The following is a 26,515-nucleotide window of genomic DNA, read 5'->3' as shown; positions in this document are numbered from 1 at the left end:
AGCTCTGACGGCTGCCTGTTTGCGGTTGGTATCAGGTCGTCTGGTTATCGAAGCATCTTCCGCTGCACATCGGCGGTGGTTTCGATCAGTTTTTCCGCGGTCAGTTTGGCGGCTTTGGAATCTTTGCGTTCAATGGCATCGGCCAGAATTTTATGGTTCTGCAAATTCTGGGCGTAGCTGCTGGGCTGGTTGCTAACCGCCAGGAAACTGGTGCGCAGGGCATGGATGACAGAATCGGCCACCGACTGGATGAAACGGTTATGGGATGCCCTGAAAACCGCCTTGTGGAATTCGATATCCACATGCACCCAAACTTCCAGCTCGTCGATTTCAACGGCACGTTCCATTTCCTGATAGGCGGCCTGGATGTCGGCTGCTTCGTCAGGCGTGGCGTGCAGGGCGGCAGCCTCGGCGGCGGCAGGTTCCAAAAGGCGGCGGAATGCCAGCAATTCATTCATGAAACCGGGATCATTGATAAAAATCTGCGCGGCCCATTCGGCAACATCGCGATCAAGGATATTCCAGCGTGATCGCGGCAAAACCAGCGTGCCACGGCGCGGGGCAATTTCGATCAGCGATTTGGCCGCCAGTGCCTTCATTGCCTCGCGCAGGGTGTTGCGCGAAATGGCAAATTCGGCGGCCAGTTCGGCTTCCTTGGGCAGGCGCGTATGTTCGGGGAACCGGCCGGCAACAATGGCACGGCCAATTTTGTCACACGCAACCGATGCGCCGGATCTCCATGCGGGGTCAGCTATTTTCATCGAATTTCCTTATCCCTGTTTGATTGGCAGGGATATGTTTCCGCCCTAATGAATTCAGCGCAATAGCGCAGAACTTTTAATTGTTATTGGTAGGATGAATAATGCCGCAATTCGGCAACCTGTCAATAGGTCCTACCAATGCTGCGTTGCACTGTGACCGGGAAATACGCGCAAAGGGGCAGGGATAATTATAAAAATTGGCGGGAAAAAATTTTGCGGAAATATCCGCGCTTTGCGCTGCACACAAAAATGCGGTGGCGGCGGGCAGCCAAGCAGGGCGGCATTCGCCCTAAAAACGGAACGCTAGCGCAGCTTCGCACCAACCCCAAAAAGAAAAACGGCCCCCCGGGGAAGGGGGCCGCTATATCTGCCGTGGTCACGGGGTCGGGGGGGGGGGAAGTTGACCACGACAAAAGGGAAAGAGAAAACGTTAAGGGAATGGGCAATGCGGGGAATTTAACCAAGGCGGCAAATGGGCACATACCGCCGGGTTTTTATCACATTGCATTCCTAAGTATTTTCAAGGGCAGCCTCCTTCGTTTCGTTAGATTGGCTTGCTGTATGAACCTAACTTAACGATTGGGGCGGGCAGGGCATAGCCGGTAATGTGGCAACTGTGCGTTCTCAAAACAGAACGATAAAATCAGGCCGGCAAAAACACTGCGGATTCTTTTGCCGCAATTGATGCGGCGCGCAAAATGGCGTTGCGCGCCCAGTTCGGCCTGATCCACGGGCAGGGCCGCCCGCTTGCGTGCCCTTGTAATCCGCAATTGCCGGGAATGCCAGCGCGGTCAGTCGCGGTCCTGTAAATCCGCCCTGACAGGTTTTATCCACTCAATTTTGTTTTCGCATCGCTCACATGGTCGCGATTCCCAAAATCGGGATTGCTGATTCGCCCCGCTTCCCCGCACTGGCAAAATGGCATCAGCATCACCCGCCTTGCCCTGACTTCCGTTAATGTCTCTTAACGTCGCCCAACGTTACCAGATAGCACCGAACATCCACCGCGTTTGCCTTCTATCACCCGGCATCGTCCTTTACCTGCCTATATGACCTTGCTTTTTCCGGTCAGGGGCGCGATACCCGGTGCGTCTTGCTGCCGTGGCAGGGCACCTTCGCGCGAAACGTCCATAAAAATCGGCTTACCAAAGATGCGCTATTTTCCTTCCTGGTCTTTGACCCGGTCTTCTACCGTGCTGCCTGATCAACGCCTGCCGTGGGGAACAATGTTTCCGCTGGGCTTGCAACACCTGGTGGCAATGTCAGGCTCCACCATTTTGGGGCCGCTGCTGATGGGGTTTGACCCCAATCTGGCCATTCTGTTTTCCGGTATCGGCACGCTGATATTCTTTATCTGCACTGCCGGGCGTGTACCGAGCTATCTGGGGTCGTCCTTTGCCTTTATCGCGGTGGTGATTGCGGCTACCGGCTATGCAGGCACAGGCCCCAATCCCGATATTGGCGGGGCATTGGGCGGTATTATTGCCGCAGGCGCGGTCTATGTGCTGATCGGCGTAATCGTGATGGCAACGGGGACCGGCTGGGTTGAAAAACTGATGCCGCCTGCGGTAACCGGGGCCGTTGGTGCGGCAATTGGCCTTAATCTGGCGCCGGTCGGGATCAACGGCATTTCCGGGAACGGCATTCATATGCTGGTGTCCCTGCTAACCCTGCTGTCGGTGGCGCTGGTGTCGGTCTATGCGCCGATTGCGCTGCGCCGTATTTCGATTCTCGCCGGTATTTTACTGGGCTATTTGCTGGTTCTGGTTCTGGGGAACGGCTTGGGCCTGATGCCCGCCATTGATTTCAGCGAATTATCGCAGGCAGCCTGGTTCGGGATGCCCAATTTCGTCGCGCCGCGATTTGAAGGCTCTGCCATGGTCATGATCGCCCCTGTGGCCTTTATTCTGGTGGCTGAAAACCTTGGGCATATCAAGGCCATTGGCGGCATGACAAAGCAGAATATGGACCGTTATATCGGCCGTGGTTTTGTTGGCGATGGTTTGGCAACCATGCTGGCAGGGTCCGGCGGTGGGACCGGGGTGACGACCTATGTTGAAAATATGGGTGTCATGGCGGTTACCCGCGTCTTTTCAACCCTGATCTTTGTGATCGCAGCCATCATTGCCATCCTGCTGGGGTTCTCGCCCAAATTTGGTGCATTGCTTCATACCATTCCTGCCCCGGTGCTGGGGGGGCTTGGTGTTGCGGTATTTGGTCTGATTGCCGCGGCAATGGTGCGTTTGTGGGTCGATAACCGGGTTGATTTTTCCGATCCGCGTAACCTGTTTACCGTGGGCATCACCCTGATTTTCGGGGCCGGTAATTTCACCGTCAATGTGGGTGGCTTTGCCATTGGTGGTATTGGCACCGCAACCCTGGCGGCGATTATTCTATACCAGGTGCTTAGCATCGGGCGTGGCAAGGCGGATCTTGCCGCTGCGCAGGCCACGGAAAACGACTGAATTTAATGTTCGCTGCAAGGGCCGTGTTTTCGTTTTATGGCAAATGAACACGGCCCTTGTGGTTGCAGGCGCAAGCCTTTACTAATTGGGCGTCCCGGGGTCGGCTGGCCCCGCTGATGGGTGGTTATCATCCATTTGAACGCCCCAAATATCCGTATACAGGCCCGTTAATGAAAAACCAGATTCCAAATCTGCTGACTTTGTCGCGCATCATCGTGATTCCGGCATTGGTGATATCATTCTATATCAACGGACCGGCAGGCAACTGGATCGGGTTTGCCCTGTTTGCCTTTGCGGGTGTGACCGACTTTTTTGATGGCTATCTTGCGCGCAGCATGAATGTGGTTTCACCACTTGGCCGTTTCCTTGATCCGATTGCCGACAAGCTTCTGGTGGCGGCGGCCCTGATGATGATGGTGGCGTTTGGCCGTATTTCCGGTTTGGCGGTGTTGCCTGCCGTGGTCATCATGTGCCGCGAAATCATGGTGTCGGGCCTGCGCGAACATCTGGCCGAATTGAAGGTACCACTGCCCGTTACGGTCCTTGCGAAATGGAAAACAACCGCCCAGATTTTGGCAATCGGCTTTTTGCTGGTGGGGGATGCCTCGCCTGAAATGATTCCGTCCATCCTGATCGGCGATGTGTTGCTGTGGATTGCCGGTATTGTGACGGTGCAGACGGGCTATATCTATCTGCGCACCGGGCTTAAGCATCTGGACTGATTGTATTTCAGGGGGCGCATATGGCGCGTATTACGGTTCAACAAAACGATTTCGACCCCGGTTTCGAGCTTGCAGCCCTGACCGAAGGCCGAACCGATATTGGTGCGGCAGTCAGTTTTGTTGGGTTGGTGCGCGATATCGCCGGGGATGAAGCCGTTAGCGCGATGACGCTGGAACATTATCCCGGCATGACCGAACGCCAGCTTGAAAAAATTGCCGCAGATGCCGCCGAACGCTGGCCGCTGGATGATGTGCGCATCATTCACCGTTTTGGCCGTTTGCTGGCCGGGGAACGGATTGTGCTGGTGATTACGCTTTCCGCCCATCGCCGGGCCGCATTTGAAGCCTGTGACTTCATCATGGATTTCCTGAAAAGCCGCGCGCCTTTCTGGAAACGTGAAGAAACCGATAGCGGTGAAAAATGGGTCACCGCCAAACAAAGCGATGAAGCAGATTTAAAGCGCTGGTAACGCCAAATCTGCTTTTGTTTTCAGTCGGGTTTATCGGGGCGGCTCCCGCCAGCCCCGCAGTGCTGGCGTTAGGGGAATGTCCTAAACGGCAACGTATTTTGCCAATATCCCTAAAAAATCCGCAAAATCCTTTTGCAAGGCTGCACCGTCCTTGATCTGCGCTGTCAGCTGATTCATTTCCGCAATATCCGCTTCATTGATGCTGGTATCCTGTTCCAGCTGCTTGTCACGCAGTTTTACCAGGGCCGTGGCGGCCTGGCTGCGTGTGTCTGAAAGTTTGGCTTGGGTATTGATATCGGCCATTTGGTATTTTGCGTCGATGGTATTGAACGCTTCAATGGCAGCGGCAATCATGTTGGTCAGGTCGGACATTTAAGGCTCCATTTAAAGGCAATTTGGGTGACTGGGCAGGTTGGTGTGCCGATTGCGTGCTATTGCGTTGCCGGGCTGTTTTGGGCGGAAGGCAGCGTTTTTGCCGCCGCATTTCCCGCACCCATTTCCTGATCGGCCAGCGTTTGCAACAGCATGGTGCCCGCCTTGTGTTTTAGCTGTTTGATGCCCAATCCCCGGTTTTCGGCAACAAAATTCAGCCCGTCATCAATGTCCTTAAGCACCGATTGCGTGCTGATTTTGCTGTAATTACTGATCTGGTCCTGCAACTGTGCGCCAAGCTGGCCTGCGCTGACAAAATCCTGCAGGGCGGTTTGATAGCTTTGCTGTTCATCGGCCTGCAATTGTTGCCATTGTTGCCACCAGGCCTTGATCTGGCCGGTGCGGGTATCCGCACTGGTGGTTTTGTCGTTGTGGATTTTGTTGATCGTTGCGACCAGGGCATTTCGCCGGACCAGAAAAACCGGCGGGGTTGTGCCCAATGTCTGGCCCAGTGCCGCAAGCTGGCTGCGCAGTTTTTGCAGGATTGGCCCCGCCTTGTGGATCGCACCAATACCAAACAGGTCGTCTTCGCCAATATCGGTAAAGATGGCGTCAAAGCGCTGATAATCGCTGTGCAGGTTCGCCATATCCTGTTCCCATTTGGCGTTCACATCCGGGTCGATGGTGATGGCATCGGGATTTATCAGGACAGGGATATTACTGGCCGTCAATGTGCCGGTAAAATCGTTCAGATTAGCGATAAATTCCGCCTGCTGTGCATCCGTACTTTGGGTTGGTGCGGCAAATTCGGCGGTGCGCATGTCATCAAGCGATGTAATTGCTTTGTCGGCTGCCAGGCTGAATTGATGGGCGGAAAGTTTAAGTGCATCCGCCTTTTGCGCACATGCTGCCAGCAGGCCCAGCATCAGCAGCACCATGCCGCGCTGGCCGCATTTTTTGATGATGGTGTTTTGCACCCTGATCTCCCCGGTTTGCATTCATTGCCTTGCTGACGGGGGCAGGGGGCATTTGTGAACCGTGGGGGCAGCTTCAAACATGCAAAAGCCCTGCGGCACATTTGCCAGCAGGGCCTTTGAAAAATAGGAAAGGGCGCGTGCCTAGCCCTTTTTGCTCAGCATGAACAGGGCCTGGTTGCCAAAGAAATTGGCAAGGGCGGAATGGCTGCCAAGGCTGACCTTCGATCCGCTTTCATTCAGGACCATTGACCGTTCGATCACCAGATCCATGTCTTTGCAAAGCGCAACAAAGTCGCGCACGGTGCAGAAATGGATGTTCGGGGTTTCATACCACATGATCGGCAGGTTGGGGTTTTGCGGCATGCGGCCATGAAACATCAAATCAAAACGGGCGCGCCAATGGCCGAAATTGGGGAAGGATACAATCGCCTTGCGGCCAATACGCAGCAATTCGCCCAGCACTTCGCGCGGGCGGTTGGTGGCCTGCAGGGTCTGGCTAAGGATTGCGTAATCAAAGGCCCCATTGGGGTAATCCAGCAGGTCGCGATCGGCATCGCCCTGCATGACCGGCAGGCCCTGTGCCACGCAATTGCGCACCCCTTCGTTGGAAAGTTCAAGCCCGCGACCATCGACATTTTTGGTGCGTTTAAGATATCCCAGCAATTCGCCATCACCACAGCCGATATCAAGCACGCGCGTGCCCGGTTCGACCATGTCGGCAATCAACTGCAAATCAACGCGGATACGGTCGGACGGTGTGGCCGAAGGCGCGTTAACCGCGCCCTGATTGGGTGTCTGTGTCATGATGTTATTTCAGTCCGCGCGCTTCGGCGGCCCCCTCGATAAAGCCGCTCAGGACCATGTGAAAATCGGGTTCGTCGAGCAAAAAGGCGTCGTGGCCCTTGTCACTTTCGATTTCAACACAGCTTACATTGCACGATGCCGCATTAAGGGCATGGGCCAGCCGGCGGCTTTCGGCGGTGGTAAAGCACCAGTCCGATGAAAATGAAATCACGCAGAACCGGGTGTTGGACCCACGAAAGGCCTCTGCCAGGCGGCCATCAAATTCCACCGACAGGTCAAAATAATCCATCGCGCGGGTGATATAGAGGTAACTGTTGGCATCAAACCGGTCGACAAAGGATTTGCCCTGATGGCGCAAATAGCTTTCGACCTGGAAATCATGATCGAAGCTGTAGGTAATGCCGCCACGGTTTTGCAGCTTGCGGCCAAATTTGCGATGCAGTACCGGTTCGGACAGATAGGTGATATGTGCTGTCATACGTGCGACCGCCAAACCACGGGCGGGTTTTTTGCCTTCCAGCAGGTAATTGCCCCCGCACCAGTCCGGGTCGGCCATCACGGCCTGGCGGCCAACTTCGTGAAAGGCGATGTTTTGCGCCGAATGTCGATAGGATGTGGCAATCGGTGCGGCGGCGAAAACGCGCTCCGGATAGCTTTTGCACCATTCAAGAACCTGCATGCCGCCCATTGACCCGCCAATAACGGCAAACAGGCTGTCGATGCCGAAATGGTCAATCAGCATGGTTTGGGCACGCACCATGTCGCCAATGGTGATGACGGGAAAATCAAGGCCCCAGGGTTTGCCTGTTTCCGGGTTGATTTCCTTGGGGCCGGTACTGCCAAGGCAGCCGCCAATCACATTGGTACAGATGATGAAGTATTTTTCGGTATCGATGATCTTGCCGGGGCCAACAATGGCGCGCCACCAGCCTTCCTTGCCGGTAATCGGGTGCACATCATCGGCTACATACTGGTCGCCGGTCAGGGCATGACACACCAGAATGGCGTTTGATTTATCGGCATTCAGTTCGCCATAGGTCTGATAGGCAAGGGTAAAGGGGCCAAATTCAATACCGCTATCAAGGCGCAGCTTGTCGCGATCCCCCAGCACAATCTGATGGCCAGGCAGGGCGCGGCGCGAAACAGGGGCGGGAATGGACATGGACGCTGTATTCCTTTGCACGGGCAGTGGCGGGGGCGCAAACGGCACTTCCGCCTTTTTTGTTTGTTCCAGTTAGGAACAGGCATGCTTTTAGTCAATCTTTTCTTTGCAAATGCCGGGCAGTTCCCTAAAACTGAGCGCCGTTTGGCAAAAGAGTGGATCATGGCGCAAATCGACGAAAAATTGGCAAATCTTGACCTTAACGGGTTGCGGGCGGAAATCGACGAGATTGACCGGGCCATGCATGACCTGATCATTCGCCGTACCCGCGTGGTGCAGGCGGTTGGCGCGTTCAAGGACCGCCAGATCGCACAGGGCAGCAAGGTGCGTGTGCCCTATCGCCCGGCGCGCGAGGCGCGGATCATGCGTAACCTTGTGCGCAGCCATGATGGTGCCTTTCCCAAAACCGCACTGATCCAGATCTGGCGGGAACTGATTGCCGCGGGCACCCGTCTTGAAGCACCCTATACCGTTGCGCTGTGCCGTGATGCCGACGGGCAGGATTGCTGGGAACTTGCACGCCTTAATTTTGGCTGCCTCAACGAAATTATCGAATTTGACAGCCAGCTTGAAGCCATCCACGCGCTGGAAGATGGCCGGGCGGCTGTGGGTGTTTTTCCCGCCCCCGTGCCCGGCGAAGGCCATTCCTGGTGGCCGCTGATTGCGCAGGAAAGTGCGGTGCGTGTGGTTTCCAAACTGCCCTTTGGCGGCCGGCCGGTTGGCCGCGGCGAAGATACCGAAGGGTTTGTTCTGGCCGCAATCGAGCTTGAGGAAAGCGGTGATGACCGCACCCTGTTTGTCGTAAAGGTGGAACAGCCCGGTGACGAGGCCACCTTGCGCAAAGATTTTGCCAAAGCCAGCCCCGGTTCGGCAATCCTTGGCGTTTTCACGCCCGAGGCCGAAAACCACTGTTTTGTCCTTGTTGATGTTGCCGGATTCCTTTGTAATCAGGGCGAAAATTTTCGAAGCACCCTTTTGGATCACGGTTTGAAATGTGGTGATGTGCGGGTATTGGGCGCCTATGGCGTGCCCATTCCGGCCGACGAAATGTAACGACCATACGAATATTTCCCCAGGGAGTTTCCTGTTATGACTGCGCCCACCCCCCGTCCCGGTATTCTTGATATCGCCCCTTATGTTGGTGGCAAATCCAGCAGTGCGGGTGCTGCCCGCGTGATCAAGCTTTCGTCCAACGAAGGCGCGCTTGGCCCCAGCCCCAAGGCCATCGAAGCACTGCAGAAATCGGCGGCAAAACTGCATCGATATCCCGATGGCGGGTGTGACCTTCTGCGCGCGAAACTGGCTGAAAAATATGACCTGGAATTTGACCAGATCGTTTGTGGTGCCGGTTCTGACGAATTGATCACGCTTTTGATCCGTGCCTATGCCGGGCCAGGCGACGAGGTGCTTTATTCGCAGCATGGCTTTTTGATGTATCCCATCGCGGCCAAGGGCGTGGGTGCGGTGCCGGTAACGGCTGCCGAAACCAACATGACCACCAGTGTTGATGCCATCCTGGCCGCCGTGACCGAAAAAACCAAAATCGTGTTCGTCGCCAACCCCAACAACCCGACGGGGACCTATATTACCTCGGCCGAGGTTGCACGCCTGCGTGAAGGCCTGCGCGAAGATATCGTGCTGGTAGTGGATGCCGCCTATGCCGAATTCATGACCGGCCAGGAAGATTACACCGCTGGTGCCGAACTGGTGGCGGCTGGCAACAACACCGTTATGACGCGCACCTTCTCCAAGATTTATGGTCTGGGCGGGATCCGTCTGGGCTGGTGTTATGCACCGCCTGCCATTGCCGATGTGTTGCAGCGCCTGCGCAACCCGTTCAATGTGGGCCTGCCCTCGCAGGAAGCCGGTGTTGCTGCGCTTGAAGATGATGATTTTGTTGATGCCTGCGTGCGCCACAATGCGGAAACCCGTGAATGGTTCCGCGAGGAAATCAACAAACTTTCGGACCTGAAAGCGCATCCATCCTATGGCAACTTCGTGCTGGTTGAATTCCCGCAGGTTGAAGGCAAAAACGCCGATGCCGCGAACGAATTCATGATGGCGCGTGGTGTGATCCCGCGCAAAATCGGTGCTTATGGCCTGCCGCAAATGTTGCGTATTTCCATTGGCACCCAGGAAGAAATGCAGATCTGTCTGCAGACAATTAAAGATTTTATAGCGAATTAAAATGACCAGTTCCGTATCGACGACCCCGCTGTTTGACAAAGTTGCATTTATTGGCATGGGCCTTATTGGTTCTTCCATGGCGCGTCGCATGATCCGCGACGGCCTTGCTGGTTCCATTAGCTGTGCCGTGCGTTCCGAAGCCACCCGTGACCGGGTTCTGGAACTTGGCATTGCCAATTATGCCTATTGCGACATTGCTTCAGCCGTCGAAGACGCGGACCTTGTCATGCTGTGCGTGCCGGTCGGGGTGAATGAAACCGTCGGCCAGCAGCTTGAAGGCCATTTGAAGCCGGGCTGCATCGTTTCTGATGTCGGGTCGGTCAAACAGGCCGTTATTCGCGATATTGCCCCGCATCTGGGCGAAGGCGTGCATTTCGTTCCCGGCCATCCGCTGGCCGGGACGGAACATTCCGGTCCTGATGCGGGCTTTCCCGAACTGTTTGAAGGGCGCTGGTGTATTTTGACACCCATTCCCGGTGTTCCCGATGCCGCCAATGCCAAAGTCCAGGCCCTGTGGGAAGCCTGTGGGATGCGTGTTGAATGCATGGATGCCGATCATCATGATCGTGTTTTAGGCATCACGTCGCATTTGCCGCACCTGATTGCTTATACCATTGTTGGTACGGCAACTGACCTTGAAGAAGCCATGCGCCAGGAAGTCATCAAGTTTTCGGCAACCGGTTTTCGTGATTTTACCCGTATCGCCGCATCCGACCCGACCATGTGGCGTGACGTGTTCTTAAACAATCGCGAAGCCGTGCTGGAGGTTCTGGGCCGTTTCCAGGAAGACCTGATGGCGCTTCAGCGGGCCATTCGCTGGGGCGAGGGCGACAAGCTGTTTGACCTGTTTTCGCGTACCCGTGAAATTCGCCGTGGCATTGTTGATGCCGGGCAGTATTTCACCAATTTCTCGGCCGAGGGTGAAGACCGCCAGTCGGACCAGAAAGGCAAGAAATCAAAAGAAGTTAAGACAGACGCCGCTTCCGAGCCCAAAAACTAGAATGATGAACCCGCGATGGAAAAGTAACTTTTCTTTCGCGGGTTTTCTTTGGGCTGGCCCGGTTGGGGAACCGGGCTATCATGCCCGCAAAAGCGCGCGTTTAAGGCGTTGACCATCCAAGGTCCTCATTTTCCAACTCTCGGGTTGAATGCGGGGCTGGCAAGGGGCGGATCGGCTGGCGCTTTGGGGTGATTATCGTCCGGGAATGATCCCGGTTTTGCCGGTTCCGGCATTTTCCAGCAGGATTGCGAATTATGGCGTCGGCCAATACGATTTCCAGTCATCCGGCTTTTGCCCGCTTCATGCCGTTTGTCTTCGTGTTTTTATGGAGCACGGGTTTCGTCGGTGCGAAATTTGGCCTGCCCTATGCCGAACCGTTTGTTTTCCTGCTGGCACGGTTTTTAATCGTTATTGCCCTGATGGTGCCTGTGGTGTGGCTGACGCGCGCCAAATGGCCCACGCGCCTGCGTGATGCCCTGCATATTGGTGTCGCCGGGATGCTGGTGCATGGCATTTATCTGGGCGGGGTTTTTGCCGCCATTGACCATGGCCTGCCTGCGGGGTTGTCGGCCCTTATTGTCGGTATGCAGCCGGTTTTAACCGCATCGGTCGTGGGGGCACTTCTGGGCGAACATGTGACCCGCCGGCAATGGATGGGGCTGGTTTTGGGGCTGGTCGGTGTTGGTCTGGTGCTGGGGCCAAAAATTGGCGGCAGTTCGGGCATTACGGCATTGGGTATTTTGCTGGCGGTTGGTGCCCTTCTGGGCATGACGGCGGGCACGCTTTATCAAAAACGGTTTTGTACCGGCATGGATCTGCGTACCGGCACCGTTATTCAATATGTTGCGGCCAGTATTGTTGCGGCCCTGTTTGCCACGCTGTCGGGTGAAAGTTTCCATATCGACTGGACGATGCAGTTTGTGCTGGTCATGGCGTGGCTGGTGCTGGTTCTGTCCATTGGCGCGATCATGCTGTTGATGGTTTTGATCAAACAGGGCGAAGCCACCCGCGTTGCCAGCATGTTTTATCTGGTGCCGCCAACCGCGGCCTTTTTGGCGTGGCTGTTATTTGATGAACATATCGGCTTTATCGGGCTGGCCGGGTTTGGTGTTGCTGCACTGGGGGTGGCATTGGTTATGGCAAAGCGTTAGTTTGCACCCATGCGCACCAAAAACGCGGCCATATCATGACCGGAGAAGACCAGTTGGCAGACGAAACCAGGACACAAAATCAGGACAGGTGGGTTTTTGGCTATGGATCGCTGTTATGGCGGCCAGGCTTTGATTTTGTTGAACGTGCGCGCGCCCTGCTTCGCGGCTATCACCGTTCATTCTGTATCTATTCGCACCACTATCGCGGCACGCCGGAAAATCCGGGGCTGGTTTTGGGCCTGAATGCCGGGGGCGAATGTGTTGGTAATGCCTTTCGCATCGCGCCGGAAAAATGGCCCGAGGTCAAAGCCTATCTTGATGAACGCGAACTGGTGACAAACACCTATATCCCCGCTGACGTGGAAGTGGAACTGGCCGATGGCCGCCACGTGATTGCCCATACCTATGTCGCCGATCCCACCCATCAGCAATATGCGGGCAACCTGCCCGTGCGCGAGGCCGTGGAAATTATTGTTGCCGCACACGGCAGTATTGGGCCAAATCTGGAATATCTGGAAAATACCGTCATTCATCTTGATCAGATGGGCATTGTTGACCCGCCTTTGCATGATCTGATGGACCTGGTCCGCCGCGAATATGGCGAGATCAATATGGGGGCCGGTATTTAACCGCAAGGCCGGGCAGGCCAACACGAAATAACCAAATAAACCCGGATCAGAACAGCATCACCGGGGCACATCACTTGGGGGAAGGTAATGTCACAAGTCAATTCAGCAGCAGCAGGCAAGGCCGGGGGCGTTCCCATGATCGCCTATATCCTGCTGATCGCCTGTGCGCTGATGTGGGGCTCCAACCATGTGGTGGCGCGCGGTGTGAATGCGACGGTGCCTTTGGCTGCTCTGTCTTTCTGGCGCTGGATGGTCGCACTTTTGTTGCTGACACCGGTTTGCCTGCGCTATCTGCGCCGGGACTGGCCGCTTATCCGCCAGGGCTGGAAGCCGATTTTCCTGATCGGTACGACGGGTACATTTCTGTTTACCATTGCCATTTATCTGGCGGCCTATAACACAACGGCGGTCAATACCGGCCTTTTGAATGCGACCACACCGATCTGGGTGTTGCTGTTTGCATCGCTGCTAACGGCAGATAAACCCCGCATGACCCAGTGGGTTGGCGTGCTGGTGGCCGGGCTGGGGACGGCGGTGATCATTGCCAAGGGCGACATCAACGTGTTTCTGGAAATGGATTTTGTTTCCGGCGACCTGTTTGCGCTGATTTCGGCAATGATCTGGGCGGCCTATTCGATGCTGTTGAAATATGCGCCGCGCGGCATTCATCCCTTCAGCCTTATTTTCGGGTCTATCGTGGTGGGGCTGGTGTATCTGTTTCCGATCTATCTGTGGAGCATCCTGGTCAACGGTGATCCCTATTTCACCCGGCTGGACCCGGCATGGCCCGATATGCTGAAAATCGCCTATATCGGCGCAGGCCCGGCCTTTTTGGGCTATCTGTTCTGGAATCGCGGGGTTGGTATGGTGGGGGCCGCCAATGCCGGTGTGTTCCTGTATCTGATGCCGGCCTTTGCCAGCGTACTTGCCATTATCTTCCTGGGGGAAGAACTGCATCTTTATCATCTGGGCGGCATTGCCCTGATTGCCGTGGGCATCTGGCGTGCAACCCGGCGCGAGGCGGCACCAGCCGCCGCCCCGGCAAAATGATGTTTGATACTGCTTTGCCGTCCTGATTTATGATTTGGCAAAGGCGGGTAGATGGAAAAGAAAAAGGCCGGTCAGGGGATGCTGACCAGCCTTTTCCTGTTTGCAATGTAACTGGCGTGGTGCCGGGCGGCACAGGGTGTTTTTCCTTGCGGTGTCGCGTTGTGCCGATTGTACCCGGTCGCGGCTCAGGCCGGTGTCTGGCCTTTGTTATCGGTGGTATCGGCGTTGCTGGCAGGGGCCGGTGTATCATCAATGCCAGGGGTTGCAGGCGGGGCAGGCAGGTTGAATTCGGTCTGGGCGAATTTTTCCAGCTCGCGGGTGCGTTCATCAATACGGCGTTTGATTTCGCGCATGAATGTTTTGCGATCCAGCCCCGGTTCCATCGGTGGCAGGTATTCCAGCGTCACCTTGCCGCTATATTTCATAAATTTCGCCCGGCCCCAGAACATGCCGGAATTAAGCGCAACCGGGATCATCGGGACATTGGGAAATGCCTTGTAAAGGGCAAAAACGCCAGGGTGATAGGGGCGGTCCGAACCCGGCGGGGTGCGGGTGCCTTCCGGGAAAATGACGACGCGGGCATCGCGTTTCAATGCGCGGTCAACACCCTTGATCATTTCTTTAAGCGCGGACCCACCGGCAGAACGGTCCACCGGGATCTGGCCGGAATATTTAAGGAAAAGACCAAAAACCGGGATCTTGATCAGTTCCTTTTTCAGGATATAGGCCGGGTCATGCAACAGGGTATGGAAGGTCAGGGTTTCCCAAGCGGACTGGTGTTTGGAAACCAGAATGCACGGCCCTTCGGGCAGGTATTGTTCACCCACCACGCGCGGTTCCAGTTTGACAGTGTATTTCAGCAGCCACTGCACCCATTTGCACCAGAAACGGCCGGTCTTCTGGCCAATTTTCGGGCCAAAAAACAGAAACGGCCACAGAACAAGGCACTCGACCGCGGTGCCGCCAAAAAACAGGATGTTGAAAATCAGGGCACGAATTGTGCTCATCTTTACGTCCTTCAAACCATATACATTGCGTCTTGGTCTTTTAGGGTGTTTTGGGGGCAATGTGAAACAAATGCTTCACATTTGCATCCCGCCATTTGTACCTGCCGTTTTTAACCGCGCCCGGCCTGATCGGGCAGGGGAGACGACAGGGTCGATGGCAGGGCAGAAGGCACGACAGATGGTTCGGTTGCGGGCATGAAAACGGCATTGTCTTCGTCATGCTGCGGCAGGGCTGCCTCGCCAGAATTCGGGTTCGTCAGGTTTACCGGGTTTGCCGCCGAAAGCTGGTTATTATCGGGCTTTTCATCCGGCGCGGGTGGCAGGCTTTGCCGTGCTGCGGGGAACCATTCCAGTATTTTGTTGCGCAGGGCTGCAAACAGATACTTGTTATATTCGCTCGAAATCAGCGCGGCACTTCCGGGCCAGCGCCACCAGTCATCGACTTTGACATTTTCCGGGAAAACCGGATGGGCGACAATTTCGACATCGGGCATCAGATTGTGGAATTCCAGCAGCGATCGCGGCATATGGTAATTCGCCGTAACGATGCGCAGGCTGCGATAACCCTGTTTGTAAACCCATGTGGCAGTTTCAATGGCATTGCCACGTGTGTTTTCGGCAATGTGGCCCAAAACGATGCAGCAGGCGACAAGGTCCGGGTCGGCATTGCCAGCACTTAGCAGTTCATCAACCTCGACCCCGCGATAGACCCCGGAAATAAAAAGCTTTTTTGCCAGATGGCGATTAAGCAGGCGGCGACCTTCGCTAAGCCGTTCGCTGCCGCCGGTCAAAACGACAATGGCATCGGTTTTCTGATAGGGGTTCGCCACCCGGTCCGGGATTTGTGAGACATACCAGAAAAAGCCGAATGTCCAGACAACAGCCAGCATGATCAGCGTGGAAATCAGGAAACGCGCGCGGCGCGACCGACGACGGTTCTGGACCGTTCGGGGGGCGGTTCGGGTTCTTTTCATTCCGCGATGCCTTTGGAGGCGCCGGGCCGCAGCCGCATTTGGGGTCTCCCATTACAAATCACAGGACACATCATTGTCGCTTGGCAAGGATGCGTACTTTACGCACATTCAGGGTGGGGTTGTCTACCGGTGCAGGGCAGGTTTGCGGGCAAAGTTTAGGGGATAAAACAACATAAAATCAATGTTGTGCTTATAGCATCCGCCGTAACACCCGCAGCACCGTGCGCTTGGCGGTGAACCAGGCAACCGTTGAAATCGCCACAGGCACCATCAGCACCAGCACAAAAAACAACGGCAAATGCAGGTTCTCGGGAATTTGCCATCCGGCACGCAGGCCAAGATAGCCAATCAGTATGGAAACCGGCAGGGCAATGCCAATGCCAATCAGGCTGCCCAAAAAGGCCAGGCGCATGGTATGGCGGGCAAACTGCCTGGCAATATAGCCATCGGCCGCGCCAATCAGATGCAGCAATTCGATGATGGACCGGTGAATGGACAGGCCCGAACGGGTGGCAAAAAACACCGACAGGATGGTGGCGGCAAACAAAACGCCAATCAGCGCGATCAGCGCCATTTCCACCGAAACGGCAACATCGCTGATGCGTTCCAGCCAGATGCGGTGGTCATCAAGCACGGCTTCCGGCGCAGTGCGCGAAACAGTCGCTTCAAGCACGCTGAAATCAAAACCGCTTTCCGGTGTGATTTCAATGATACGCGGGATCGGCAAATCGCTGATCATTTCATTGGGGCCCAGCCATGGCTCCAGCAGTTCCGCCATTTTATCGGGGCTTAGCTCGGCAATGCGGGCAACACCGGGCTGGCCGGTTACGGCATCAATGATCGACTGCACCCGGTCTTCAAGGGCTGCTTCGCGCTGGTCGGGTTCAAGCTGCGACAGGCCGGTTGGCGGCACCTGAATGGTCAGGCTGCCATCGATCTGGCTGGCCCAGCGCCCCACGGTATCGTGCAGTACGGCAAGGCCGACAATCGAAAATGTCAGCAATGCCACCATCAGCGCAACGATACTGGGCAAAAACCGGCTTGAGGAGTCGTTCTCAAGGGGCAAATGCGAGGGACGTGAACGGAATGCCATAATGCCTGGTTATTTCCTGTTTTGGGTCTTGGTCAGTCTGTGCCTAAGCCTGCGGGCGATGGTCAAGGTCGTGGATGGTGCCACCTTCAAGCAGCCAGTGTTTGTGCCCGAACCGGCGGATCAGGTGGCGGTTATGGGTGGCGATCAATACGGTGGTGCCCAGCTTGTTGAGTTCTTCGAACAGGTACAGCAGGCGCATGGCGATGCGGTCATCGACATTGCCTGTTGGTTCATCGGCCAGCAGCAGGGCCGGGCGGCTGATCACGGCGCGCGCAATGGCAACGCGCTGCTGCTGCCCGCCTGACAGGCGCGATGGCACCGCGTTGATCTGGTCGCCAAGGCCCACCCATTCCAGAAGTTCGGTCACGTTTTTGCGGATCTGCAAATCCTCGACCCCGGCAACACGTAACGGCAGGGCAACATTTTCAAAGGTGGTCAAATGGTTGATCAGGCGAAAATCCTGAAACACCACGCCAATTTTGCGCCGGATCGCCGGTAATTCCTCGCGCGGGATGCGAATATTGTCGCGGCCAAAAATGGTAATTTCGCCGCGTGTCTGGCGCAGTGCCAGATAAAGCAGGCGCATCAGCGTGGATTTGCCCGCACCCGATGCCCCGGTCAGAAAGTGGAAACTACCGCGTGTCAGGGAAAAATTCAGTTCACGCAGAACTTCCGGCCCCGATTCATACCGGACCCCGACATTGCGGAAACTGACGACTTCGTTCACCTGCGTCCTCCTGACTGCGAAAAGGGGCCATCTGGCCGGGCTGTGGGCGATGCCCACAAATATAATGGCACAGACGGGCTTATATCCGAAAATGCCTTAAAAATGCGTGGATATGCAAATCAACGCCCGGCAATTTGGGACACCGCCCTGTTTTAACATAAAAAATTATCGGCCGAAGGCGTGTTTTGCCCCTGCAACATGTGATCCTGAGCGCAGTTTATTCCCCGCCGGGGCGAGCTTCTGTTATCTTTGCTTAACAGTCTGTTAAATCGGCGCTATTTACATATAGTATAGGGCGACGAAAAGCGGGGGTGTTCGTCGGCTGTTTTTACTGTATCCCTAGCTTTGGAATTCCAGCTGCTGACAGCTATATGCCAGGTTTGCAATGATCATAACTTGCCCAGAATGTTCTAAAAAATACTCTGTAAAGGCCGAGTCAATTGGCCCGAAAGGCAGAACTGTACGCTGCAAAAATTGCGGCAACAGCTGGCATCAGGATCCTCCGGGGGGGAAACCTGCCGCACCGGCTGCGCCGGCACCATCGCCAGCACGGGAAGCAGCACCGTCATCCTTTGACGATGCCATGTCCCAAAGCAACGATTTTGGCAGCAGCCAGTATGATGGCGATGTTGATGCCGGGTTTGAAGGGGCTGACCGTATTCCCGATCCGCCGCCCTTTCCGCGGCAACTGGCAAATAATGACGATGCTGCCCCGAAATCGAAAAAGGGCATTATCGGCTGGATCGTTCTGATTCTGATCATTGCAGGTGTTGGCGCCGGGGCCTTTTTTGCCAAGGACACGCTGATCACTTTGTGGCCGCCGATTGCCAAGGTTTATTCCATGGTCGGGCTTGAAGTGCCGCATGTGGGCGAAGGCCTTGATATCAAGGAAATGCCACCAACCCGTGAAGAAGAAGACGGCGTTGATGTGCTGGTGGTACGTGCGGAAATCGTCAATGTCAGCAGCATTGACCGCCCGCTTCCCTATTTGCTGATCGAACTGCTTGATCCGCTTGATCGTGTGGTTCAGCGCAAAAAGGTCGCCCTGATTTACGATCAGGAAGCCGCGCAGACCGAACCGGGCATGCCGATCCAGGAACAGATTTTGCCGGTTGGCAAAACCCTGAATGTGGAAACCAAAATCCGCAAACCGAACCCGACAGCAACGCGCCTTCAGGTCACCTTCCTTGACCCGCGTGAAGCCGTCGATCAATAAGGTTTTTGCGCTTATATCGCGCATTCAAAGGCAGGCGGTCCATCGGGCCGCCTGTTTTGTTTTATCTGGTATGGTTGTGAAGGGATCGTGCCGGTTAGGGAAGGGTGAAAATACCTACGTTTTCCGGCAGCACAAATGAGCCATGCCGTGCCATTGGAAGCAGCGGGAGATTTTGTCACGCGCCGTTACCGTTTATGCACCTGGCTATGATGCGCCCACCGTAGCAGTACGCGTACCGGGGGGTGATAAAGTGATCAGATCGGGCAGACGTTAAAAGCGTTTTAGCAACCGATCGATATAATCATGTTCGATTTTCGGGCGTTCCGGGTCGCTGGAACGGCGGCGCAATTCCTGCAGGATACGCCAGGTCTGATTAAGGGTATCGGCATCAGGGATGTTGGTGCCATTGCTGCCATCCACCGGGCGACCCAGCGGGTCGCGCTGGCCTGATGTGCCCATTTCATCAAACATTGGCATCATTTTGCTTAGCCCTTCCAGCGCCTGACCCAATGCGCCAATACCCTCGCGCAGGCTTTGCAGGGCCTGCTGCTGTTGTTGCAGGGCTTCGTGCTGGCGGCCATGGGCTAGCGCCTCGGAGGCGCGGGTCATGGCATCAATGGCGCTTTGCAGGCCGCTGCTTTGACCAAAACGATCAAAACTTTCATTTTTCGTCAGTGCACTGGCATCGTCAGAAAGCTGCTGCTGGGTTTGTGCGCGGTCCTGGCTGCTGGGAACATCATTGTTGCGCTGATCGCCCTGATCCATCAGTTCCTGCTGGCGTCGCGCCAGATCGCGCATACCATCAAGCATCTGGCGCAGCGGACGGGTAATCTCCTGGCCTTGGCCATCGGTGCTGACCTGCATGTTTTCGACCAGCTGGCGCAATTGTTCGATCAGGTTGCGGGCATCATTGCGGGCACCTGACCGCATCAAAGCACTTATCTGGTCAATCACGCGCGACAGGTCCTGCTGTTCGATCATTTTGCCCTGCGGGGCGTTTTGATCGCGCTGTGGTTGGTCCTGCTGTGCCAGGGCCGACATATATTCGTTTAATGCCTGGCGGTAACGTTCAATCAGGTCGGAAATTTCCTGTTCGCTGATATCGGGGTTCGATAGCGCCTCAAGCAGTTTTTCTTCGGCATCGATCAGGTTGCGTTCGGCAAGGCCATATTGGCCGCGTTCGATTTCCTCGGCGATATGCCACAACAGGTCGCCGACATTATGGTGATAGGCAATGTCGTCCAGATGGGCCGATAGCCGCGCTGTTGCCACGGATAACCCCAGAAATACACCAATATCGCCGCCATAGGCCTGCGGGGCATTTAACACGGGATAAAGGTTGTCGCGCCATTCGCGCGCCCGTTCGGGATAGCGCAGCAGGAATTTGCGAATATCAATCAGCTTGCGCGCCACCGGGTGGGTAAATTCGCGTTCCGGCAACACCATGGACTGGATTTCGCTTTTGGCACTTTGCCCGGCATTATCCACTGCTACCAGTTGCAAATTCACCGGCAGGCCCGCCCAGGCATGATCAACCAGATTTAAAAAATAGGGACCGTGCAGGTTATTGACCACCGGGGCTGTGTCATCCAAAGGCTGCGTATCGCGGGCATGGCTGGCTGATTTGACGTTATCGTCGCTATTGCCATCCAGCGGGCCGGTCAGATTGATGGTGATATCATCGGTTTTGCCATAAACCCCGGCGGGCGATGCCTCCAGCCGCGGGCTGATCACCAGTGCCAGCTTGCGCAGGCCATAATCATCATTGGCGATATAATCCAGATGCACATGGTCGCGCTTGGTGGCACTTGGCGGCGCGACAAACGCCAAAATCGGTGGCAGATCGGGGATGATATCAACGGTCAGGGTCAGGCGGCTGGTGCCCCATACTGTGACATTCCATTCACCGGGCAAATCCAACGGCGTTGAAATGGTATAGGTATTGTTGCCATTTTCCTCGCCAAAGGCGCGTTCATGGCCGTCTGGCGAAATAAGGGTCGGTTCCCACGCGCTGGTGATGCTGCCAGACAAAATGGTGCCCGCAGGCACGCGCAAGCGCACACGCTGGTTAGCCGTACCGTCCGCATCCCCGTTGCCGGTATCGCCGTTATTGGCGCTGGTGCCTGCACTGGCATTGTTATCGCGTTCTGTGCCGGTGACGGTGCTGTTGCCATCCGGTGTGCTGCCAAATCCGTAATCGCGCTCTGCCGTGCCAGTACCATTCCAGGTCGCACTCGTGCGGTTATTGGCACCCAGCCCGGTTTCAAGTGCCGTCACATAAATGATGTTGCGTTCACGCGTGGGGTCGATGGTGCGGGGGATTTTGCCGGTATAGGCCGGTGGCGTGATCCACAGGCTGGTGGCAAAGCGTGCGGTGCCCAAACGGCTGATCGGGTCAAAGGCGGTGACAAGGCGGTCGGCATATTTGCCATGTGCGCTCAGGATGCCGACAAATAACAGCAATACAGGAATAACACTTAGCCCGAACGGGTCCATCTTTGCCAGAACGGCACGTGGGCGCGGCAGGCGCAAATTGTCGGTGCTGGCCTCGTTGATGCGCAATTGCCGCTGCCATAAATAGGATGTCAGGGCATCTTCGGTTGGGGCAATCGCATCAAGCTGGCTTTGGATCGGGGTGTGGCGCAGGTTGTTTTCGGCCTCCAGTCGCGCCATCACATCAATGGCGCCCGGTGTCCGCAGGGCGCGCCAGACAAAGGCTGCACACACACCAATGCCAACAAAGGCCAGTGCCAGAATGCCAATATGAACCAGCGGCGGCAAATGGGCGAGAATACCCGTCAGGGCCAGGCCAAAAACGGTTGCAATAATGGCCAGTACGGGGATCAGGCGTGGCCACACCCGTTCCCACGTCAGAATGTGACGCGCAATTTTCAGCCGGCGTTCCAGCCGGGCGGAAGTGACCAACATATTCACGCAAAAGGCCCTGTCGTGGATCCTGTTATCCAGTTTGGACCGCTAATACTTAAGGTCAAGCAAAGACCGTGTGAAGTCATGCAAAAAAGGACCGTGAAATTCACGGTCCCCTTGCGATGGTTTTGAAGTGACCGGGCAGGTGAATGCCCCGGTTTTCCTAGTCCAGCCAGCCCGGAATTTTATCAAGGCCAATCAGTTCGTCGATGGACTGACGTTCGCGGATAACGGCAAATTTATCACCGCTGACCAGAACTTCCGGCGTTAAGGCACGGGTGTTATAGGTCGATGACATCACCGCGCCATAGGCGCCCGCCGAACAGATCGCCACCAGATCACCCGGTTGCAGGTTATCGGGCAGTTTGCGGTCCTTGCCGAAGGTATCGCCGGTTTCGCAAACCGGGCCAACCACATCGACAGTCGCCATTTTATCGCCATCGCCTGCTTCGCTAACCGCGATGATTTCGTGATAGGCGTTATAAAGGGTCGGGCGGATCAGATCGTTCATTGCGGCATCAAGGATAACAAAGCGTTTTGCTTCGCCATCTTTGATATACATGACGCGCGATACCAGAATACCGGCATTGCCGACAATCAGGCGGCCCGGTTCCAGGGTGATATGGCAGCCAAGATGGCCCACCGTTTCACGCACCATCTGGCCATAGGCATCGGGCAGGGGCGGGGTTTCGCCCTGATAGGCGATGCCAAGCCCGCCACCCAGATCAAGGTTTTTAATTTCGATCCCGTGGGTGCGCAGTTCCTCGACCAGGCCCGCCAGGCGGGTGAAGGCCTCGCGGAACGGGGTCAGATCGGTAAGCTGCGATCCGATATGCATGGCAATACCGGTAACCTCGATGCCATCCATGGCAGCGGCATCACGGTACACTTCAATCGCGCGGGTCCAGTCGATGCCAAATTTGTTTTCGGCCTTGCCGGTGGCAATTTTTTCGTGGGTTTTGGCATCAACATGCGGGTTGATACGCAGCGCAATACGCGCCTTTTTCCCCATATCCAGGGCAACGCGGTTTAGCTCAAGCAGTTCGGGGATCGATTCGACATTGATCTGGGCGATATCGGCGTCCAGCGCTTCGCGCATTTCGGCATCGGCCTTGCCCACGCCCGAAAAAATCACCTTGGACGGTGCAATACCGGCACGCAATGCCCGGCGCATTTCGCCAACCGATACCACATCAGCCCCGGCACCCAGCTTTGCCAGCGTCTTGATCACGGCCTGGTTTGAATTGGCCTTCAACGCATAACAAACCGTGGCATCCAGCCCGTCAAACGCGCTGGCATATACCTTGTAATGGCGTTCCAGGGTTGCAGTGGAATAGCAATAAAACGGCGTGCCGACCTGCTCGGCAAGCTCGGAGATCGAAACGCCTTCGGCGTTCAGAACACCATCAACATATTCAAAATGGTTCATTGGCTTGGATAGCTCCGGGGGTAATCTTTGCCAGCTTCCGTTGGCGGTTCAAGCGGGCCTTTTTTGCCGCATGCGGCAACGGCCAGTCCCATGGTCACTGCCAGCGCCAAAATCAGCGCGCGCGTGCCATGGCGGGTCATTTTCAGATCTTTCATTTCAAAAACCTTTCCTTTGCCGCAGCAACGGATTCGCGGACCCGTTCCGGCGCTGTCCCGCCAAAGCTTTTGCGTGCGGCAACCGATGCTTCCACGGTCAGCACGTCAAAAACGGCGCTGGTGATTTTCGGTTCGATTTTCTGCAATTCTTCCAGCGGCAACTGGTCCAGGTCACAGCCCAGCGTTTCGGCCAGTTTCACGGTTGCGCCAACCACATGGTGCGCATCGCGGAACGGCATGCCCAGTTCGGTCACCAGCCAGTCGGCAAGGTCGGTTGCGGTGATGTAACCTGCACCGGCAGCCTTGCGCATGTTATCGGCAAATACCTTCATGTCGGCAACCATGCCAGTCATGGCAGCCACGCACAGGCCCAGATGGTCATGGGCAAAGAATACCGGTTCCTTGTCTTCCTGCATGTCCTTGGAATAAGCCAGCGGCAGGCCCTTCATCGATAACATCAGCGAGTTATAACACCCGACAATCCGGCCGATTTTTGAACGGATCAGTTCGGCGGCATCGGGGTTGCGCTTTTGCGGCATGATCGATGATCCGGTCGAAAATTTATCGGACATGCCGATAAACTTGAACTGGGCCGAACACCAGATGACCATTTCTTCGGCCAGGCGCGACAGATGCATCGCCGTAATCGACGCCGCATTCAGATATTCCAGCGCAAAGTCACGGTCCGAAACGGCATCAAGCGAGTTTGCCGTCGGGCGGGCAAAGCCCAGGGTTTCGGCCGTAAGATGGCGGTCAATCGGGTAGGGGGTACCGGCAAGGGCGGCTGAACCCAGGGGGTTTTCGTTCATGCGTTCCTTGCAGTCAGCAACGCGCGAACGGTCCCGGCCAAACATTTCAACATAGGCCAGCATATGATGGCCAAATGTTACCGGCTGGGCCGCCTGAAGGTGGGTAAAGCCCGGCATCACGGTATCAATATGCTTTTCCGCCTGGCCGATCAGAGCTTCCTGCAACCCGGCAAGGCCTGCCTCCAGATCATTTAGCGCAACATCACGCACCCACAGTTTGAAATCGGTTGCGACCTGGTCATTGCGCGAACGCCCGGTATGCAGGCGACCGGCCGCCGGACCGATCAGATCACGCAGGCGGCTTTCGACATTCATGTGAATATCTTCAAGTGCGGTGGAAAACACGAAATGGCCGCTCTCGATTTCTTGAAGAATGCGGTCTAGACCTTCGATGATTTTCTCGCCATCCTCAGCCGGAATGATGTTCTGCTTGACCAGCATGGCGCAATGGGCCTTTGAACCCTGGATGTCCTGGGCATACAGGCGTTTGTCAAACCCGATTGAAGCATTGATTTCTTCCATGATCGCGGAAGGGCCTGCTTCAAAGCGACCGCCCCACAGGGCGTTGGCGTTTTTCTGGTCGGCAGAGGTCTGGTCGGTCATGTTGTTTTCGCTTTGGTCTGAAAGGTGTGTATCGTGAAGCCGCTGCTTCAATATATGAAACTTGGCGTGATTGTCGCCATATCCGCCATTTATGCAAGCCCTGCCTTTGCCAATGTGGATGTCCCTGACGAACTTTCAAAACTTGATAGCACCACACATGCAGGTTCCCTGCCTGACAAAACCGAATTTAGTGATGAAAACGGCAATATCCACGACCTGAAGGAATTCAAGGGTACGGTTTTGCTGGTGAATTTGTGGGCGACATGGTGTGCGCCCTGTGTGCGCGAAATGCCCGATCTGAATGAACTGGCAAAAACCATGGAAGATAAACCCTTCCGGGTGCTGACCATCAGCCAGGATCGTGGCGGGGCAAAGGATGTAGAAGCGTTTTACAAGGAAAACGACATCCATAACCTTGATACCGCACTTGACCCCAAAGGTGTGCTCGCCCGCGCCTTTAAGGTACGGGGCCTGCCCACCAGCATTCTGGTCGGGCGCGATGGCAATATCATCGGTTATATCGAAGGTGTCGCCCCCTGGACCGACCCCGCCGTGGTCGATTATTTCACCCGCCTGACGGAAAATTAAACGGGCCAAGCGCGAAGCTTGCAAAGATGGGTGGGGGGGGTACGTAAACCCCGCCTGCTTCACGGTCGCTGATGTGTTGCGATTTGTGCCATCTTGCATGGGCGATCAGGCAGGGTATTGCAACATCAGGCGTGCTGGCAGGTTTGCCGGGCGGATTCCATAAATTCGGCAACTTCATGCCGATAGGGGGTGGCAGATGCCGCCCCTGATTGCGTTGTGGTCAGCGCACCGGCAGCACAGGCAAATTTTACGGCTTCGGGCAGGCTGGCCCCTTCATGCAGGGCGGATGCCAGCCCGGCATTAAAACAGTCCCCCGCCGCCACACTATCGACCGATGATACCTGGTATCCTGGCACCAGATCACTTTGTGATCCATCGCAGAAAAACGCACCGATCCGCCCCATTTTTAAAATAACCGTATTGGCCCCCATGCGGTGCAGCACGCTTGCCGCCCGCCGCGCGGAATCCATATCGGTAGGGGTAATGCCGGTTAAGGCGCTGCATTCCCCCTGATTGGGCGTTACGATATGGCAAAGCGATACCAGATCGCGCATCACAACCCGGTCGGCCACCGGGGCTGGGTCCAGAATGGTGGTGGTTTGGGTGCTGCGCGCATGTTTCATGGCACAGGCAATGGCACTTGCCGGGCTTTCAAGCTGTACCAGCAGGAAATCGGCCTCGGAAATCAGGGACTGGTGGGTTTCGATATCGGTTTCGGTCAGTTGGGCATTGGCACCACTGACGGCGGTGATCATGTTTTCACCATTATGATCAATATGGATCATGGCAATGCCGGTAGGGGCATCGCCCGTGCGCAGGATGGCGGCAATATCAATCCCCTCGCTTTCCAGCGCGGTTAACAATATGGCGCCCATGGCATCATCGCCAATTTTGGCCAGAAAACCTGGAACATGCCCCAGCCGTGCCAGCGCAATGGCCTGATTGCAGCCTTTGCCGCCGGGGCCACTGCGATAATCGCTGGCGCGGATGGTCACACCAGGCTGCGGCATGATTGCACTGCGCGCGGCAAGGTCCAGGCTGGCACTTCCTATTACCGTTATCATCACGCGGCCATCCGTCGATATTCGGGTCAGTTAGTTTGATATTGGAAATAATTCCAGGTGTTAAAAGGCCCGAATGTGCGAATAAATGCCTGATGGATAAAATATATGCAAAAAACCTTACATGAGGTCGCCAGGAAGGCATGATGCCTTGCTCCTGTAAGCCGCCAAAGGC

The 26,515-nt window shown here is 55.8% G+C and carries 25 protein-coding genes; 11 read left to right on the top strand and 14 right to left on the bottom strand.

Translation table 11 applies throughout. The features are described 5' to 3' along the window. Window positions 1-44: 44 nt before the first annotated feature. Window positions 45-761 (bottom strand): FadR/GntR family transcriptional regulator, encoded by a 717-nt coding sequence (locus CSC3H3_RS16890; RefSeq protein ID WP_101266537.1) that lies wholly within the window; start codon window positions 759-761, stop codon window positions 45-47. Window positions 762-1,912: 1,151 nt separating this feature from the next. Between CSC3H3_RS16890 and CSC3H3_RS16875 the strand changes: the two genes are divergently transcribed. From CSC3H3_RS16875 to CSC3H3_RS16865, 3 genes are all read left to right on the top strand, one after another. Continuing rightward, window positions 1,913-3,226, top strand: coding sequence for a uracil-xanthine permease family protein (locus CSC3H3_RS16875; RefSeq protein WP_101285587.1), 1,314 nt, complete (start codon window positions 1,913-1,915; stop codon window positions 3,224-3,226). Window positions 3,227-3,396: 170 nt separating this feature from the next. Further along, window positions 3,397-3,948: a CDP-diacylglycerol--glycerol-3-phosphate 3-phosphatidyltransferase gene (gene pgsA, locus CSC3H3_RS16870; RefSeq protein ID WP_101266706.1), complete on the top strand. Its 552-nt coding sequence runs from the start codon at window positions 3,397-3,399 to the stop codon at window positions 3,946-3,948. 20 nt (window positions 3,949-3,968) lie between these two features. Beyond that, window positions 3,969-4,418: a molybdenum cofactor biosynthesis protein MoaE gene (locus tag CSC3H3_RS16865; RefSeq protein ID WP_101285586.1), complete on the top strand. Its 450-nt coding sequence runs from the start codon at window positions 3,969-3,971 to the stop codon at window positions 4,416-4,418. Window positions 4,419-4,499: 81 nt separating this feature from the next. Here CSC3H3_RS16865 and CSC3H3_RS16860 read toward each other — a convergent pair whose 3' ends face one another. From CSC3H3_RS16860 to metX, 4 genes are all read right to left on the bottom strand, one after another. Next, complete coding sequence (locus CSC3H3_RS16860) at window positions 4,500-4,790, bottom strand: hypothetical protein (RefSeq protein ID WP_101285585.1); 291 nt, start codon at window positions 4,788-4,790, stop codon at window positions 4,500-4,502. 59 nt (window positions 4,791-4,849) lie between these two features. Beyond that, window positions 4,850-5,767, bottom strand: a complete 918-nt coding sequence (locus tag CSC3H3_RS16855) for a hypothetical protein (RefSeq protein ID WP_157831941.1) — start codon at window positions 5,765-5,767, stop codon at window positions 4,850-4,852. Window positions 5,768-5,908: 141 nt separating this feature from the next. Further along, window positions 5,909-6,571 (bottom strand): methionine biosynthesis protein MetW, encoded by a 663-nt coding sequence (gene metW, locus CSC3H3_RS16850; protein WP_101266524.1) that lies wholly within the window; start codon window positions 6,569-6,571, stop codon window positions 5,909-5,911. A 4-nt stretch (window positions 6,572-6,575) separates the two neighbouring features. Continuing rightward, window positions 6,576-7,733 (bottom strand): homoserine O-acetyltransferase MetX, encoded by a 1,158-nt coding sequence (metX, locus tag CSC3H3_RS16845; protein WP_101285583.1) that lies wholly within the window; start codon window positions 7,731-7,733, stop codon window positions 6,576-6,578. A 162-nt stretch (window positions 7,734-7,895) separates the two neighbouring features. On the opposite strand from metX, the gene CSC3H3_RS16840 reads away from it, so the two are divergent. From CSC3H3_RS16840 to CSC3H3_RS16815, 6 genes are all read left to right on the top strand, one after another. Beyond that, a complete protein-coding gene (locus tag CSC3H3_RS16840) occupies window positions 7,896-8,786 on the top strand; it encodes a chorismate mutase (RefSeq protein WP_101286285.1) in 891 nt (296 codons plus the stop codon). 36 nt (window positions 8,787-8,822) lie between these two features. Then, window positions 8,823-9,920, top strand: coding sequence for a histidinol-phosphate transaminase (gene hisC, locus CSC3H3_RS16835; RefSeq protein WP_101266520.1), 1,098 nt, complete (start codon window positions 8,823-8,825; stop codon window positions 9,918-9,920). A gap of 1 nt (window position 9,921) precedes the next feature. Then, complete coding sequence (locus CSC3H3_RS16830) at window positions 9,922-10,920, top strand: prephenate/arogenate dehydrogenase family protein (protein ID WP_101285582.1); 999 nt, start codon at window positions 9,922-9,924, stop codon at window positions 10,918-10,920. Window positions 10,921-11,174: 254 nt separating this feature from the next. Next, window positions 11,175-12,071, top strand: coding sequence for a DMT family transporter (locus CSC3H3_RS16825; RefSeq protein ID WP_245881158.1), 897 nt, complete (start codon window positions 11,175-11,177; stop codon window positions 12,069-12,071). A gap of 53 nt (window positions 12,072-12,124) precedes the next feature. Beyond that, window positions 12,125-12,700: a gamma-glutamylcyclotransferase gene (locus CSC3H3_RS16820; protein WP_245881157.1), complete on the top strand. Its 576-nt coding sequence runs from the start codon at window positions 12,125-12,127 to the stop codon at window positions 12,698-12,700. An 87-nt stretch (window positions 12,701-12,787) separates the two neighbouring features. Beyond that, window positions 12,788-13,750: a DMT family transporter gene (locus CSC3H3_RS16815; RefSeq protein WP_101285580.1), complete on the top strand. Its 963-nt coding sequence runs from the start codon at window positions 12,788-12,790 to the stop codon at window positions 13,748-13,750. A gap of 185 nt (window positions 13,751-13,935) precedes the next feature. On the opposite strand, the gene CSC3H3_RS16810 is transcribed toward CSC3H3_RS16815, so the two are convergent. From CSC3H3_RS16810 to ftsE, 4 genes are all read right to left on the bottom strand, one after another. Beyond that, on the bottom strand, window positions 13,936-14,757 hold the full coding sequence (locus CSC3H3_RS16810) for a lysophospholipid acyltransferase family protein (RefSeq protein WP_101266513.1): 822 nt from the start codon (window positions 14,755-14,757) through the stop codon (window positions 13,936-13,938). 110 nt (window positions 14,758-14,867) lie between these two features. Then, window positions 14,868-15,731 carry a YdcF family protein gene (locus tag CSC3H3_RS16805; protein ID WP_172963442.1) on the bottom strand — a complete coding sequence of 288 codons (864 nt, stop codon included), beginning with the start codon at window positions 15,729-15,731 and terminating at the stop codon, window positions 14,868-14,870. A 190-nt stretch (window positions 15,732-15,921) separates the two neighbouring features. Continuing rightward, entirely contained in the window at window positions 15,922-16,824 is a 903-nt protein-coding gene (locus tag CSC3H3_RS16800; RefSeq protein ID WP_101285579.1) for a cell division protein FtsX, read from the bottom strand. Window positions 16,825-16,867: 43 nt separating this feature from the next. Continuing rightward, on the bottom strand, window positions 16,868-17,551 hold the full coding sequence (ftsE, locus tag CSC3H3_RS16795) for a cell division ATP-binding protein FtsE (RefSeq protein WP_101266509.1): 684 nt from the start codon (window positions 17,549-17,551) through the stop codon (window positions 16,868-16,870). Window positions 17,552-17,936: 385 nt separating this feature from the next. Between ftsE and CSC3H3_RS16790 the strand changes: the two genes are divergently transcribed. Further along, window positions 17,937-18,767: a DUF3426 domain-containing protein gene (locus tag CSC3H3_RS16790; protein ID WP_101285578.1), complete on the top strand. Its 831-nt coding sequence runs from the start codon at window positions 17,937-17,939 to the stop codon at window positions 18,765-18,767. 270 nt (window positions 18,768-19,037) lie between these two features. Here CSC3H3_RS16790 and CSC3H3_RS16785 read toward each other — a convergent pair whose 3' ends face one another. The 4 genes from CSC3H3_RS16785 to argH all read right to left on the bottom strand — a co-directional run bounded on the left by CSC3H3_RS16785 (window position 19,038) and on the right by argH (window position 24,691). After that, window positions 19,038-21,695 (bottom strand): DUF4175 domain-containing protein, encoded by a 2,658-nt coding sequence (locus CSC3H3_RS16785; RefSeq protein ID WP_101285577.1) that lies wholly within the window; start codon window positions 21,693-21,695, stop codon window positions 19,038-19,040. Between the two features lie 163 nt (window positions 21,696-21,858). After that, window positions 21,859-23,124, bottom strand: a complete 1,266-nt coding sequence (gene lysA / locus CSC3H3_RS16780; protein ID WP_101285576.1) for a diaminopimelate decarboxylase — start codon at window positions 23,122-23,124, stop codon at window positions 21,859-21,861. After that, window positions 23,121-23,279: an LPS translocon maturation chaperone LptM gene (gene lptM, locus CSC3H3_RS24475; protein WP_157831938.1), complete on the bottom strand. Its 159-nt coding sequence runs from the start codon at window positions 23,277-23,279 to the stop codon at window positions 23,121-23,123. The genes lysA and lptM overlap by 4 nt, the downstream gene beginning before the upstream one ends. Beyond that, the gene (gene argH, locus CSC3H3_RS16775) at window positions 23,276-24,691 is read right to left on the bottom strand and encodes an argininosuccinate lyase (protein WP_101285575.1); all 1,416 of its coding nucleotides are present in this window, start codon (window positions 24,689-24,691) and stop codon (window positions 23,276-23,278) included. Before argH ends, lptM begins: the two co-directional genes overlap by 4 nt. A 33-nt stretch (window positions 24,692-24,724) precedes the next feature. Here argH and CSC3H3_RS16770 point away from each other — a divergent pair, with 33 nt between their 5' ends. Then, the gene (locus CSC3H3_RS16770) at window positions 24,725-25,279 is read left to right on the top strand and encodes a TlpA disulfide reductase family protein (protein ID WP_101266501.1); all 555 of its coding nucleotides are present in this window, start codon (window positions 24,725-24,727) and stop codon (window positions 25,277-25,279) included. Between the two features lie 125 nt (window positions 25,280-25,404). Here the strand turns inward: CSC3H3_RS16770 and rbsK are convergent, their stop codons facing one another. After that, on the bottom strand, window positions 25,405-26,343 hold the full coding sequence (gene rbsK, locus CSC3H3_RS16765) for a ribokinase (protein WP_245881156.1): 939 nt from the start codon (window positions 26,341-26,343) through the stop codon (window positions 25,405-25,407). Window positions 26,344-26,515 lie beyond the last annotated feature (172 nt).

The sequence above is a fragment of the Thalassospira marina genome (genome assembly GCF_002844375.1).
In the GTDB taxonomy this organism is placed as follows: Bacteria; Pseudomonadota; Alphaproteobacteria; order Rhodospirillales; family Thalassospiraceae; genus Thalassospira; species Thalassospira marina.
The sequence above is the reverse complement of the archived record's forward strand: the minus strand, read 5'-3'. Positions and strand labels throughout refer to the sequence as shown.

What these genes read in the sequence shown, in the direction of transcription:
- metW (WP_101266524.1), bottom strand. Translation starts at nt 6,571, where the DNA reads ATGACACAGACACCCAATCAGGGCGCGGTTAACGCGCCTTCGGCCACA.
- CSC3H3_RS16840 (WP_101286285.1), top strand. Translation starts at nt 7,896, where the DNA reads ATGGCGCAAATCGACGAAAAATTGGCAAATCTTGACCTTAACGGGTTG.
- CSC3H3_RS16890 (WP_101266537.1), bottom strand. Translation starts at nt 761, where the DNA reads ATGAAAATAGCTGACCCCGCATGGAGATCCGGCGCATCGGTTGCGTGT.
- pgsA (WP_101266706.1), top strand. Translation starts at nt 3,397, where the DNA reads ATGAAAAACCAGATTCCAAATCTGCTGACTTTGTCGCGCATCATCGTG.
- CSC3H3_RS16830 (WP_101285582.1), top strand. Translation starts at nt 9,922, where the DNA reads ATGACCAGTTCCGTATCGACGACCCCGCTGTTTGACAAAGTTGCATTT.
- CSC3H3_RS16815 (WP_101285580.1), top strand. Translation starts at nt 12,788, where the DNA reads ATGTCACAAGTCAATTCAGCAGCAGCAGGCAAGGCCGGGGGCGTTCCC.
- CSC3H3_RS16865 (WP_101285586.1), top strand. Translation starts at nt 3,969, where the DNA reads ATGGCGCGTATTACGGTTCAACAAAACGATTTCGACCCCGGTTTCGAG.
- argH (WP_101285575.1), bottom strand. Translation starts at nt 24,691, where the DNA reads ATGACCGACCAGACCTCTGCCGACCAGAAAAACGCCAACGCCCTGTGG.
- CSC3H3_RS16785 (WP_101285577.1), bottom strand. Translation starts at nt 21,695, where the DNA reads ATGTTGGTCACTTCCGCCCGGCTGGAACGCCGGCTGAAAATTGCGCGT.
- CSC3H3_RS16790 (WP_101285578.1), top strand. Translation starts at nt 17,937, where the DNA reads ATGATCATAACTTGCCCAGAATGTTCTAAAAAATACTCTGTAAAGGCC.
- CSC3H3_RS16800 (WP_101285579.1), bottom strand. Translation starts at nt 16,824, where the DNA reads ATGGCATTCCGTTCACGTCCCTCGCATTTGCCCCTTGAGAACGACTCC.
- CSC3H3_RS16860 (WP_101285585.1), bottom strand. Translation starts at nt 4,790, where the DNA reads ATGTCCGACCTGACCAACATGATTGCCGCTGCCATTGAAGCGTTCAAT.
- CSC3H3_RS16810 (WP_101266513.1), bottom strand. Translation starts at nt 14,757, where the DNA reads ATGAGCACAATTCGTGCCCTGATTTTCAACATCCTGTTTTTTGGCGGC.
- hisC (WP_101266520.1), top strand. Translation starts at nt 8,823, where the DNA reads ATGACTGCGCCCACCCCCCGTCCCGGTATTCTTGATATCGCCCCTTAT.
- CSC3H3_RS16805 (WP_172963442.1), bottom strand. Translation starts at nt 15,731, where the DNA reads ATGAAAAGAACCCGAACCGCCCCCCGAACGGTCCAGAACCGTCGTCGG.
- lysA (WP_101285576.1), bottom strand. Translation starts at nt 23,124, where the DNA reads ATGAACCATTTTGAATATGTTGATGGTGTTCTGAACGCCGAAGGCGTT.
- metX (WP_101285583.1), bottom strand. Translation starts at nt 7,733, where the DNA reads ATGTCCATTCCCGCCCCTGTTTCGCGCCGCGCCCTGCCTGGCCATCAG.
- CSC3H3_RS16875 (WP_101285587.1), top strand. Translation starts at nt 1,913, where the DNA reads ATGCGCTATTTTCCTTCCTGGTCTTTGACCCGGTCTTCTACCGTGCTG.
- rbsK (WP_245881156.1), bottom strand. Translation starts at nt 26,343, where the DNA reads ATGATAACGGTAATAGGAAGTGCCAGCCTGGACCTTGCCGCGCGCAGT.
- CSC3H3_RS16825 (WP_245881158.1), top strand. Translation starts at nt 11,175, where the DNA reads ATGGCGTCGGCCAATACGATTTCCAGTCATCCGGCTTTTGCCCGCTTC.
- lptM (WP_157831938.1), bottom strand. Translation starts at nt 23,279, where the DNA reads ATGAAAGATCTGAAAATGACCCGCCATGGCACGCGCGCGCTGATTTTG.